Here is a 12,095-nt window from a genome sequence, read left to right on the forward strand (position 1 = left end):
AGTTCGAGAGGATGGCAGCATGCCGAAGAAGATTGATCCCGCGGTCAAGGAGCGGTGCGTGCGGCAGGTGCTGGAGCACTTGCCGGAGTACCCGTCGCTGACCGCGGCCGCCGAGTCCGTTGCCCGACGCGAGGGGCTGGGCAAGGAGACCGTCCGCCGGTGGGTCGTCCAGGCTCAGATCGACGGCGGGCAGCGCCAGGGCGCGACCAGCGAGGAGCTGGCTGAGATCAAGGAGCTGAAGGCCAAGGTCCGCCGGCTCGAGGAGGACAACGAGATCCTCCGACGGGCCTCAATTTTCTTCGCGGGGGAACTCGACCCCCGCAACCGCTGATCGTCGCGTTCATCGACGAGATGCGCACCGAAGGCCACGCGGTCGAGTCGATCTGTCGGGTCCTGCGTGAGCAGGGCTGCCAGATCGCCGCGCGGACCTACCGCGACTGGGCACGCACCAACCGACCCGTTGCCGCCCGCACGGTCACCGACGCCAGCGTCACCAACCTGGTCCGTGACCTGGCCTGGACGGTCGACCACGAGGGCGTACGGCGGATGACCCCGGAGGGTTTGTACGGGCGTCGCAAGATGACCGCGCTCGTCCAGCGCACCAGCCCCGACGCGTCGCCCGGCGCGGTGGACCGGGCGATGAGATCCCTGTCCCTGCAAGGGATCCGACGCTCCAAGGGCATCCGGACCACCATCCCTGCCAAGGACGGCAAACGGGCCGGCGACCTCCTTGATCGGGACTTCACCGCCCCCGCACCGAACCGGACCTGGGTCATGGACTTCACCTACGTCCGCACCTGGGCGGGGTTCGTCTATGTCGCGTTCATCCTCGACGTGTTCGCTCAGAAGATCGTTGCTTGGAACGTCGCACCGACCAAGGCCGTCGAGCTGGTCGACGTCCCGCTGCGGATGGCACTGTGGCAACGCGACCGCGAAGGCCACCCTGTGGTGCCCGGTGAGCTCATTGGTCACGCCGACGCCGGGTCGCAAGGCGGAATCAACCAGTCGTCGCAACACCTTGAGTTTGGAGGTGTTCGAGGATGGCGACCGCGGACTGGAGCAGGAAGACCAGCGATGCGCCCGAGGAGCTTCGCCGGCAGTGGCGTGCTGACCGGGCGCTGCGCCCGGCGATGCGCTCGCCCGGTCGGCCGGACCCGTCCCGTGTGGTGCAACGGCAGTTCTGGCGGCTGATCGCCACCGGCATCACCTCGGCAGAGGCGGCCCTGGCGGTCGGCGTGTCAGTGCCGGTCGGGGCCCGCTGGTTTCGCCACGCTGGCGGCATGCCGCCGATCGCACTGACCGAGCCCACCGGCCGCTACCTGAGCTTCGAGGAACGCGAGGAGATCGCCATCCTGCGCGCCCAGGACAAGGGCGTTCGCGAGATCGCCCGCGCGATCGGCCGTGACCCCGGGACGATCTCGCGGGAGCTGCGCCGCAATGCCGCGACTCGTAGCGGGAAGCAGGAGTACCGGGCCACCGTGGCCCAGTGGAAGGCACAGCAGGCCGCGAAGCGCCCCAAGACCGCGAAGCTCGTCGAGAACCCGCGGCTGCGGGAGTACGTCCGAGACCGGCTCGCAGGCAACGTCCGCCGGCCCGACGGCACGATCGTTCCGGGCCCGACGCCGCCGGCGTGGAAGGGGCTGAACAAGCCGCACCGGGCCGACAGGCGTTGGTCGTTGGCGTGGAGCCCGGAGCAGATCGCGCAGCGGTTGAAGGTCGACTTCCCCGATGATGAGTCCATGCGCATCAGCCACGAGGCGATCTACCAGTCGCTGTTCATCGAGGGCCGTGGTGCGCTCAAGCGCGAGCTGGTCACGTGTCTGCGCACCGGTCGCGCGCTACGACAGCCGCGGGCCAGGTCGCGCAACAAGGCGCAGGGGCACGTGACCGCTGACGTGGTCCTCAGCGAGCGTCCAGCCGAAGCCGCGGACCGTGCCGTCCCTGGTCACTGGGAAGGCGACCTGATCATCGGAACCGGTCGGTCGGCGATCGGGACGATCGTGGAGCGCAGCAGTCGCTCAACGCTCTTGGTGCACCTGCCGCGGGTGGAGGGGTGGGGTGAGAGGCCGTACGTGAAGAACGGACCGGCGCTCGGTGGCTACGGCGCCGTCGCGATGAACGCCGCGCTGACGGCGTCAATGACCAAGCTGCCCGAGCAACTGCGCAAGACCCTGACCTGGGATCGCGGCAAAGAGCTTTCGGGTCACGCGCAGTTCGCGTTGGAGACCGGCACCAAGGTGTTCTTCGCCGACCCCCACTCGCCGTGGCAGCGGCCGACCAACGAGAACACCAACGGCCTGCTGCGCCAGTACTTCCCCAAGGGCACGGACCTGTCCCGCTGGTCCGCTGAGGACCTCGAGGCCGTCGCTCACGCGCTCAACAATCGGCCCCGCAAGATCCTCGGGTGGAAGACACCTGCTGAGGTGTTCGAGGAACAACTACGCTCCCTGCAACAACCCGGTGTTGCATCGACCGGTTGAACCCAAGCAATACACATCGATCGCGTTCACTGAGCACCTCGCCGAGGAAGGGATCCGGCCCTCGATCGGGTCTGTTGCCGATGCCTACGACAACGCCCTGATGGAGTGCGTGATCGGGCTGTACAAGACCGAGTGCGTCCGCACAACGGTCTTCCACGCCGGCCCCTACCGGAGCATCGGAGACGTCGAGTACGCCACCGCTGGATGGGTCGATTGGTACAACAACCGACGCCTGCATGGCTCTCTTGGGATGATGACCCCAGTGGAGTTCGAGCAAGCCCACTACGCGGCCCTCAACCGAGAGCCGCAACCCGTATAGGAGCGGCGGAGAACCTGGGGCGCTTCAAGATCACCCTGCGCCACAGCGGACGGCTCTACTCCATCGGCATCGGGCGAACCCACGCCCGAACCCGCGTGATCGTCCTCGTCCAGGACCTCAACATCCGCATCATCGACGCCGCCACCGGCGAACTACTCCGCCAACTGGTCCTCGACACCACCAAGCGCTACCAACCGATCCCACGCCCGAACACATCGAGCTGAAAATGAAGGACGGCCGAACCCAAATGGCGTGGGTTCGGCCGTCCGCGATGTCCTGAGACATCACACTGGTAGCGGGGGCAGGATTTGAACCTGCGACCTCTGGGTTATGAGCCCAGCGAGCTACCGAGCTGCTCCACCCCGCGTCGGTGAACGTCACATTACGCGACGCCCACCGACGCTGCCAAATCGGGGGTGGGTGGGGTGGATCACTCCACGTCCTGCAGCGCCCTCCGGATCAGGGCGCGGGCCTCTGAGACCGCGTCCTGGTAGCCACCGAGGTCGCCGTCCTCCAAGGCCTGCTGGGCCTCGGTGAACTTCGCCTCGGCCTCGGCCAGGAGGGTGGCGACGTCGGCGTCGTCCGGGACACCGCCGGTGCCGGGAGCCGGCGTCGGGTCGGGCTGATCGCCCTCCCCTGCGTCCGGGTCCTCGGGCGCCTCGGGCAGCTCGGGAGCCTCCTCGCCGTCGATCTCCTCCTGGATGTCGCCACCGCCGAGGACGTCCTCGAGCGCGGCGGCGAGCGTGGTGCCGTACCCGATCTCGCCACCGAAGGAGGCCAGGACGAACCGCAGCACCGGATACGTGCCCTCGGCCCCGCCCTGACGCAGGGTGTAGACCGGCTGGACATAGAGCAGACCGTTGCCGACCGGCAGGGTCAACAGGTTGCCGTACCTCGCCTGGGCATCACCACGGGTGAACGGGAACAACGCGTTCTGGATGTCCTCGTCGGCCGCGACCTCGTTGGCGATCTGCTGCGGACCCGAGACCTGCGTGTTGCCGGGCAGGCGCAGGATCTGGATCTTGCCGTAGTTGTCCTTAGCGGCGTCTCCCCCGACCGCGATGAACGAGGCGAGGTTCTGCCGGTTGGCCGGGGTGAACACCGACGTCAGCGAGAAGACCGGCTCCTCCTGGTCCGGCAGCGACACCGACAGGCGGTACGGCGGCTGGTAGAGGTCGTTGCGCGTCGGGTCGGTCGGCACCGCCCACCGGTCGGTGCCGGCATAGAAGGTGGCCGCGTCGGTGACGTGGTACTGCTGCAGCAGGTGACGCTGCACCTTGAACATGTCCTCCGGGTAGCGCAGGTGGTTCAGCAGCGACTCGGGAATCTCCGAGCGCGGCTTCACCGTGCCGTCGAACGCCTTCGACCACGCCTGCAGCAGCGGGTCCTCCTCGTCCCACTCATAGAGGGTGACCGTGCCGTCGTACGCGTCCACCACGGCCTTGACCGAGTTGCGCATGTAGTTGATCTCGTCGGTGGGGAGCGTGGCGAACGCCGCGACCGGGTTGAGCTGGTCCTCGGTCATCTCCTCCAGCGAGCGCTTCTCCGAGAGCGGGTAGCGGTCCGAGAGCGTGTAGGCGTCGACGATCCACACCACGCGCCCGTCGACGACGGCCGGGTAGATGTCGTTGTCGGCGGTCAGCCACGGCGCGACCTTCTCGACGCGCTCCTTGGGGTGGCGGTCGTAGAGGATCTTGGAGTTGCCGTGCACCCGGTCCGACAGCACGAGGTTCGGCTCGCCGAACTTGATCGCATAGAGCAGCTTGTTGAACAGGTTGCCGACACTGACGCCGGTCTCACCGTCATAGCTGCTGTAACGCGCCGAGCCGCCGTCCTCGCCCTCGGGGATATCGAGCTCGATGTCGTCGCCACCCTCGCGCTTGCCGACGATCGAGTAGTTCGGGCTCTGCTCACCGAAGTAGATCTGCGGCACGTAGTCGTCCGCGAGCTCGCTGAGCACGCCGCGCGGCGGGATGTCCTGCTCGGCCCATGCCGGCTCGCCGTCGTTGGGCACCTGCTCGTTGGCGGCGTTGCGCTGGTTGCCGAACGCCGCGATCACGCCGTACCCGTGGGTGTAGACGGTGTGCTCGTTGGCCCAGTTGCGCTGCGAGGCGGGCAGACCGTCCTGGTTGAGCTCGCGCGCCGCGATGACGACGTCGCGCTCCTCGCCGTCGATCTGGTAGCGGTCGACGTCGAGCACGTCGGGCACGCCGTAGTAGCCACGCACCTGCTGCAGCTGGGTGAACGTGTCCGACACCAGCGACGGGTCGAGCAGGCGGATGCCCGGGATGGACTGGGCGTCGGCCAGCACCTGGTCGGGCTCGAGCTGCGTGGTCGCCGCGAAGTTGACGACCTCGGTGTTGTCGATGTTGTACGCCGCGCGCGTGGCCTCGATGTTGCGCTGGATGTAGGGGCGCTCACGGTTGGGCTCGGACGGGTTGACCTGGAACTGCTGCACGATCGCCGGCCAGACCATGCCGAGCAGCACCGCCGACAGCACGAGCAGACCCAGGCCGATGCCGGGCAGCATCCAGGTGCGGCGCCAGACGTTGGCGAAGAACAGGATCGCGCAGATCAGCGCGATGAACATCAAGATGTTGCGCGACGGCAGGACCGCGTTCTCCGACGTGTAGGTCAGACCCGTGATGAGCCCGCCGGTGTCGGTGGTGAGGTCGAAGCGGTCGAGGTAGTAGTCGACGGCCTTGAAGAGGATGAAGAGCCCGACCAGCACCGAGAGCTGGCCCTGTGCGCCGCCGGAGAGCTTGTCGTTGGACGCCTGCAGGCGGATCCCGCCGTACAGGTAGTGCACGAGCGCGGCGGCGAGCAGGCCGATGACGGCCGCGGCCATCGCGAAGTCGACCAGGTAGTGCAGCCACGGCAGGTCGAACATGAAGAAGCCAAGGTCGCGGTTGAAGTACGGGTCGGTCTCGCCGAACTCGCCGCCGTTGCGCCACAGCAGGTAGTTGCGCCACTGACCCGCCGCGGAGATGCCGGCGAAGATCGCCATCGCCAGGCTCAGGCCGAGCAGCAGCCACAGCCGGATCGGCTCGACGACCTGGCGGTAGCGGTCGAGGCTCGCCTGCTCCGGCGAGTGCGCGCGGAACGTCGGGCGCAGCCGGTAGGCGATCCAGAGGTTGACCGCCACGACGGCGAACATCAGCAGCCCGAAGACGATGAAGAGCACCACGCGCGTGGAGATCAGCGTGGTGAAGACACCACCGAAGTCGAGGTCACGGAACCACAGCCGGTCGGTCCAGATCCCGGTGAAGCTGCTCAGCAGCACGAACGCCACCGCCAGCACCACCAGGGTCCCGATCAGCGCCCGGGATCGTTGCGGCCGCTCCGGCGGCGGGGGCGGGGCAGGGCGTCGGGGCGGGGCGGGGGGCCCGTCGAAGTAGCCACTCACGGCGTGTCGTGCTCCTTGTGGGTCATGCAGTCAGTCGTGCGGTGGTGGTGCAGGTCAGTCCATCAGGGGTCAGTCCATCAGGGTGGTGCTCAGCAGGTCCAGCAGTGCGGGCACCAGGTCGGGCCCGGTGACGACGGCCTTGTCCTCGTCGTGGGAGCGCAGCCGCAGCGCGCACCAGCGCCCGCCGTCGCGGTCGACGGCGGCGATCATCCGGACGTCCTCGCGCCCGGGGTGCGAGGCGGCGTAGGTCTCGGCCTCGGCCGGGTCGTCGGGCATGTCGGCGTCGGCCTCGGGCGGCAGCACCAGGCGCTCGACCACGACCGCGCAGCCGAACACCTCTGCCGGCCAGGTGATGGCCTCGAGGACCTCCTCCAGGCTCCGGTCGACCGGCACGTGCTCCTGCTCGACCGGGGTCAGCGCCTCGTCGTCGATCTCGTCGGGGTCGCCCGCCAGTCCCAGGGCGTCGGCCAGGCCGGGCTCGCGGACGATGAGATCGCGGGTGCGGGCCAGCGCGTAGAGGCGCGCGGGCTGGTCCCAGCCGTCGCCGGCGACGTGCGCCTCGATCTCCTCCACCGCCACGCTCAACCCGTGGGTCTCGACAGGCTCGACCATCGGATCAGTCCTCACAGCTCGGCAGGTCGGCGTCGGGGTCGTCGGCCCACGCCTCGAGGGCGTCCACGGCCTGCTTCATGGTCTCGACGCGCACGAGCCGGATGTCCTTCTCCTCCACGGGCGCGCCGAGCGCCGCGTCGCAGTTGCCGGCCGGGACGAGGAAGAGCTCGGCGCCGGCCGCCTCGGAGGCCACGATCTTCTGCTGGATGCCGCCGATCGCGCCGACCTCGCCGGCCTCGTTGACGGTGCCGGTGCCGGCGACGTCGCGTCCACCGGTCAGCGAGCCGGGGGTCAGGGTGTCGTAGACGGCGAGCGCGAAGACCAGGCCCGCGCTCGGACCACCGATGTTCTCGTCGATGCGGACGTTGACGTCGAAGGGGAAGTCCCAGCCCGGGCCGATGACGATGCCCAGGACCGCGACGCTCTCGTCGTCGGGGCTCGGGCGCGGCGACAGCGTGAACGACTGCTCCTCGCCGTCACGGCGTACGACGACCTCCGCCTTGCCGCCGACCCCCACCTCCTGGATCGCCTCGCTCACCGAGGCGGTGTCGGTGATCGTGGTGCCGTCGACGCTGACGATCTGGTCGCGCACCTGCAGCACGCCGTCGGCCGCGCCTCCCCCGGCGACGTCGAAGACCTCGATCGTCGGGTCGAGGTCGTAGCCGAGCTCCTGCAGCGCGACCGCGACGGCGGTGTCCTGGGAGGAGACCATCTGCACGCTCGACTGGCGGCGTACCTCCTCGTCGGTCTGGCCCTCGGGATAGATCGCGTCGCGCGGATAGATGGCGCGGTCGCGGTCCCACCACGCGCTGAGCGCCTGGAAGAGCCCGATCTCCTGCGTCGGACCGGTCACCGACACGGTCGTCAGGCGCAGCCCGCCGTCGTCGCGGTAGGTCTTGGTGCCGGAGACGTCGACGATCTCCTCGCCGTCGACCGAGGCCAGGACGTCGACGGTCGGACCGGGGCTGAAGGTGACGTAGGGCACCGGCAGCATCGCCGCGACGACCACGAGCGCCACCAGCAGGCAGGACGCAATGATCCCGGAGACGGTACGGCGGGCCATGGGATCACCCTCTCATTGCGCGCCAACACGCCCGAGGGCCGGTCAGGCCGAGCGGCGGGTGGGCGGCAGCGCGTCCCGCCGGGAGGGGCGTACGGCGACGCCGGTGCTGCGGTCCACGGGGCGAGCGGGTGCGCGGGTGGCGCGGGGCCGGCGGCCACGGTCGAGCGGACGCTGCACGGCCGCGGCGAACCGCGCGTAGTCGGCCTCGGAGCGGGTGTCGGTGCTCACCGCGCGCCGCTCGGCCCACGACACCCAGCCGGCGGTCAGCACGGTCACGACCACCGGAGGCACCAGCCACAGCAGGATCTCCACGCCGCTCAGGGTAGGGCGAGCGGGCCGCCAGGAGTGGGAGGCGCGACGGGGTCTCGACTTCGCTCAACCGACCCGGGTGGGACCGACCAGGGCGCGAGTACCGTGGACCCCATGAGCGAGAGCGAGGGCAACGAACCCGACAACCCCTTCAAGGGCACGCCGTTCGAGCAGCTCTTCGGCGGGTTGGCCGGCGGGTTCGGCGGCGCGGGCGGTGCGGGCATGCCCGACCTGTCGGCGCTGATGGGTCAGATGCAGGCGATGATGCAGCCCTTCGACGGTCCGGTGAACTGGGACCTCGGCCGCGACACCGCCCGCAAGACCGTGGCCGCGCAGCCCGACCCCTCCCCCGGCAACCGCGAGCGCGACCAGATCGCCGACGCGCTGCGGCTGGCCGATCACTGGCTGGACGACGCCACCGACTTCGCCAGCGGCATCCGCACCACCCACGCCTGGAGCCGCGCCGAGTGGGTCGAGCAGACCCTGCCGGTGTGGAAGGTCCTGGTCGAGCCGGTCGCCCAGCACGTCAGCTCCGCGCTCGCCGACTCGCTCCCGGCCGAGGCCAAGGCGATGGCCGGGCCGCTGCTCGGCATGCTGTCGAAGGCCGGCGGCGTCATGTTCGGCTCCCAGGTCGGCCAGGCGCTCGGTCAGCTGGCCCAGGAGGTGCTCAGCGCCTCCGACATCGGCCTCCCTCTCGGCCCCGAGGGTGCCGCCGCGCTGCTGCCGACCAACATCGCGGCGTTCGGCGAGGGCCTCGACGTCACCGAGGACGACGTACGCCTCTATCTCGCGCTGCGCGAGGCCGCCCACCAGCGGCTCTTCGCCCACGTGCCGTGGCTGCGCAGCCACCTGATCAGCGCGGTCGAGGAGTACGGCCGCGGTGTCTCCCTCGACCTGTCCGGCATCGAGGAGACGATGCGCGGTGTCGACCCGATGAACCCCCAGGCGCTGCAGGAGGCGCTGGAGGGCGGGCTGTTCGAGCCGCAGAAGTCCCCGCAGCAGCAGGCCGCGCTCACCCGCCTGGAGACCACGCTCGCGCTGGTCGAGGGCTGGGTCGACGAGGTCGTCGGCCAGGCCACCGCCGAGCGGATGCCGCACGCCGGCAAGCTGCACGAGGCGATGCGCCGTCGCCGGGCCTCGGGCGGTCCTGCCGAGCAGGCCTTCGGGGCGCTCGTCGGTCTCGAGCTGCGTCCGCGCCGGCTGCGCGACGCCTCCACGCTGTGGGGCTCGCTGCGCACCCGTCAGGGCATCGAGGCCCGTGACGCGGTCTGGACCCACCCCGACCTGCTGCCGACCGCGGCCGATCTCGACGACCCGCTGGGCTTCCGCGAGGGCGTGCAGACCCCGACCGAGCTCAGCGACGCGGAGTTCGACGCGGAGCTGGCCAAGCTGCTCGACGGCGAGCAGGGCGACGACGCGGGCGACAGCGGGGACGACCGCTGAGCCTGCACGCCGACGCCACCGCGGCCCTGACCGCGTGGCGTCCCGACGACGCCCGCCAGCAGGCGCTGCGCACCCGCTACCTCGACCACCTCACGGCGTACGACGACGCGATGGATCGGGTCTGCTTCCCCGCCCATCTCACCGCCTCGACGCTGGTGGTCGACGAGACCGGCGACCACGTGCTGCTGACGCTGCACGCGAAGGCGCGCCGGTGGTTCCAGTTCGGCGGGCACTGCGAGGCCGGCGACGCCACGCTGGCCGACGCGGCGCTGCGGGAGGCGCAGGAGGAGTCCGGCATCGCCGAGCTCCGGCTGCTGCCCGGACCGGTGCAGCTCGACGCCCACGACGTCGACTTCTGCCACCCCGACGGGACGGTCACCCACCTCGACGTCCGCTACCTCGCCGTCGCGCCGGCCGCTGCTCGGCACGCCACCAGCGCGGAGTCGCTCGACGTGCGCTGGTGGCCCATCGACGAGCTGACCACGATCGAGCCGGCCCTGGAGCCCACGCTGCGCGAGCTGGCTGCACTTGGCCGCGCCGCTCTCGACCGCGCTTTGTGACATCTGGCAGGGGTTGCCGCGCCGAAACGGTGCGAGATGTCGCAATTCGCGGCACGGAAGACGCCCGTGCCACCGATCGGCGACACCGGCCCCCAGACTCAGTCCTCGACGTCGTCCTCGGCGATGCCCAGTCCCGCGGCCGCCGAGACCCCCTCGAGGTAGCCCCGCGCCCGCTCGGTCTTGGGGTAGTGGTTGACCCACGCCCAGAACTCGCTGGTGTGGTTGGGCTCGAGCAGGTGGGCGAGCTCGTGGACCAGCACGTAGTCGACGACCCAGCCCGGCATCCCCTTGAGCCGTGACGACAGCCGGATCGAGCGGTCGGCGGGGGTGCACGAGCCCCAGCGGGAGTTCTGGTTGTCGGCCCAGCGGACGGTGTCGGGGACGGCGAGCCCGCCGAGGTAGCGGGTGTTGAGCTCGAGCGCGCGCCGCTTGAGCGACTCGTCGGAGGGGCGCCGGCGCTTCTCGGAGCGCTCGAGGCGCTGGAGCATCGTGGCCACCCACTCGCGCTCCTCGGCCTGGGTGAACCGGGCCGGGATCATCACGATGACCTTGCCGTCCTCGCGGTAGGCGCCCACGGTGCGACGACGGCGCCGCGAGCGACGTACCTCCACCACGGGCTGGGCCATGACGGGACGTTACCGCGATGCCCAGGCCAGCAGGTCGTCAATCGGCCAGGTGTTGACGATGCGTTCGGCCGGGATCCCGAGCTCCGCGGCGCGCGCGCAGCCGTGGTCGAGGAAGTCGAGCTGGCCCGGCGCGTGGGCGTCGGAGTCGATGGAGAACAGGCACCCTGCCTCGAGCGCCTGCTCGATCAGCCGGGTCGGCGGGTCGCGCCGCTCGGGCCGGGAGTTGATCTCGACGGCGACGTCGTGCTCGACGCAGGCGGCGAAGACGGCCTCGGCGTCGAACTCCGACTCCGGGCGCCCCGTCTTGCGCTGGCCCTGACGCCCGGTGACCATCCGGCCGGTGCAGTGGCCCAGCACGTTGGTGAACGGGTTGGCGATCGCAGCGAGCATCCGCCGGGTCATCGCGGCCGACTCCATCCGCAGCTTCGAGTGCACCGAGGCGACCCGCAGGTCGAGCCGGGCGAGCATCTCGTCGCTCTGGTCGAGTCCGCCGTCGTCGAGGATGTCGACCTCGATCCCCTTGAGCAGCCGGAAGCTGTCGCCGAGGTGGGCGTTGATCCCGTCGATGACCTCGAGCTGGCGGGTCAGCCGCTCCGCGGACAGGCCGTTGGCGACCTTGAGCCGCGGCGAGTGGTCGGTGAGGACGACGTACTCATGACCGAGCTCGACGGCGGTGAACGTCATCTCCTCGATCGGCGAGCCGCCGTCGGACCAGTCGGAGTGGGTGTGCAGGTCGCCGCGCAGCTGCGCGCGCAGCTCCTCCCCGCCCGGGGCGAGCGGGCCGGCCTCTTGCTCGAGCTTGGCGAGGTAGGCCGGCACCTTCCCGGCGACTGCGTCGGTGATGACGCCCGCGGTCGAGGCTCCGATGCCGGGCAGCTCCTGCAGCGTGCCGGCCTCGGCGCGGCGGCGTACCTCCTCCTCGCCCAGCGGCAGCAGGGTCGCGGCCGCCGAGCGGAACGCCTTGACCTTGTAGGTCTCCGCCAGCCGACGCTCGAGGAGGAACGCGATCCGGCGCAGCGCGGCGACCGGCCCGAGCGGCGCGCCCGACTCGATCCCGGTGCCCGGCTCGGGCGACTTGTCGGATTCGCGCGCCAACTTTTCTTCCTCCACACCCGGGCCGCACCGCGCGGTGGACCGTTCCTGCAGGTCAGCGCCCCATCACCGGGGGTACGGCGGTGCGGGCTTCCTCAGCACCGTACACACCCGTACGGCGCGTCGTCCCCGGCCGAGAACACGTTCTCAACACCCCGTCCCCAGTTGTCCACACAGTTGTCCAC

Annotated in this window: 10 protein-coding genes, 1 tRNA gene, 2 pseudogenes and 1 other annotated feature; of the genes and pseudogenes, 6 read left to right on the forward strand and 7 right to left on the reverse strand. The window is 70.3% G+C overall.

Going from position 1 to position 12,095, the window contains the following annotated elements; translation table 11 throughout:
• Window positions 1-19 precede the first annotated feature (19 nt).
• The 4 genes and pseudogenes from J2S59_RS19460 to J2S59_RS19475 all read left to right on the forward strand — a co-directional run.
• A pseudogene (locus J2S59_RS19460) lies at window positions 20-996 on the forward strand (IS3 family transposase); the annotation flags it as partial.
• Window positions 289-423 (forward strand) — a sequence feature (AL1L pseudoknot). It overlaps the preceding pseudogene by 135 nt.
• A gap of 134 nt (window positions 997-1,130) precedes the next feature.
• On the forward strand, window positions 1,131-2,480 hold the full coding sequence (locus J2S59_RS19465; RefSeq protein WP_438361595.1) for an IS30 family transposase: 1,350 nt from the start codon (window positions 1,131-1,133) through the stop codon (window positions 2,478-2,480).
• A 1-nt stretch (window position 2,481) separates the two neighbouring features.
• Window positions 2,482-2,799, forward strand: a pseudogene (locus J2S59_RS19470) (transposase); the annotation flags it as partial.
• Between the two features lie 95 nt (window positions 2,800-2,894).
• The gene (locus J2S59_RS19475) at window positions 2,895-3,023 is read left to right on the forward strand and encodes a hypothetical protein (RefSeq protein ID WP_306825415.1); all 129 of its coding nucleotides are present in this window, start codon (window positions 2,895-2,897) and stop codon (window positions 3,021-3,023) included.
• 66 nt (window positions 3,024-3,089) lie between these two features.
• Here J2S59_RS19475 and J2S59_RS19480 read toward each other — a convergent pair.
• From J2S59_RS19480 to J2S59_RS19500, 5 genes are all read right to left on the reverse strand, one after another.
• Window positions 3,090-3,166, reverse strand: a tRNA-Met gene (locus tag J2S59_RS19480).
• A gap of 63 nt (window positions 3,167-3,229) precedes the next feature.
• Complete coding sequence (locus J2S59_RS19485) at window positions 3,230-6,205, reverse strand: UPF0182 family membrane protein (protein ID WP_306825416.1); 2,976 nt, start codon at window positions 6,203-6,205, stop codon at window positions 3,230-3,232.
• A gap of 69 nt (window positions 6,206-6,274) precedes the next feature.
• On the reverse strand, window positions 6,275-6,817 hold the full coding sequence (locus J2S59_RS19490) for a PPA1309 family protein (protein WP_068120891.1): 543 nt from the start codon (window positions 6,815-6,817) through the stop codon (window positions 6,275-6,277).
• Between the two features lie 4 nt (window positions 6,818-6,821).
• The gene (locus tag J2S59_RS19495) at window positions 6,822-7,880 is read right to left on the reverse strand and encodes a YlbL family protein (RefSeq protein ID WP_068120893.1); all 1,059 of its coding nucleotides are present in this window, start codon (window positions 7,878-7,880) and stop codon (window positions 6,822-6,824) included.
• A 42-nt stretch (window positions 7,881-7,922) separates the two neighbouring features.
• Window positions 7,923-8,192 (reverse strand): hypothetical protein, encoded by a 270-nt coding sequence (locus J2S59_RS19500; protein WP_068120895.1) that lies wholly within the window; start codon window positions 8,190-8,192, stop codon window positions 7,923-7,925.
• Window positions 8,193-8,303: 111 nt separating this feature from the next.
• On the opposite strand from J2S59_RS19500, the gene J2S59_RS19505 reads away from it, so the two are divergent.
• Together J2S59_RS19505 and J2S59_RS19510 are read left to right on the forward strand one after the other, a co-directional pair.
• Window positions 8,304-9,632 carry a zinc-dependent metalloprotease gene (locus J2S59_RS19505; RefSeq protein ID WP_306825417.1) on the forward strand — a complete coding sequence of 443 codons (1,329 nt, stop codon included), beginning with the start codon at window positions 8,304-8,306 and terminating at the stop codon, window positions 9,630-9,632.
• Between the two features lie 110 nt (window positions 9,633-9,742).
• Window positions 9,743-10,192 (forward strand): NUDIX hydrolase, encoded by a 450-nt coding sequence (locus J2S59_RS19510; RefSeq protein WP_246360340.1) that lies wholly within the window; start codon window positions 9,743-9,745, stop codon window positions 10,190-10,192.
• Window positions 10,193-10,290: 98 nt separating this feature from the next.
• On the opposite strand, the gene J2S59_RS19515 is transcribed toward J2S59_RS19510, so the two are convergent.
• On the reverse strand, window positions 10,291-10,818 hold the full coding sequence (locus J2S59_RS19515; protein WP_068121167.1) for a M48 metallopeptidase family protein: 528 nt from the start codon (window positions 10,816-10,818) through the stop codon (window positions 10,291-10,293).
• Between the two features lie 9 nt (window positions 10,819-10,827).
• Entirely contained in the window at window positions 10,828-11,913 is a 1,086-nt protein-coding gene (locus J2S59_RS19520; protein ID WP_068121163.1) for a PHP domain-containing protein, read from the reverse strand.
• Between the last annotated feature and the right edge of the window lie 182 nt (window positions 11,914-12,095).

Origin of the sequence: Nocardioides massiliensis (assembly GCF_030811215.1) — a bacterium.
Classification (GTDB): Bacteria; Actinomycetota; Actinomycetes; order Propionibacteriales; family Nocardioidaceae; genus Nocardioides_A; species Nocardioides_A massiliensis.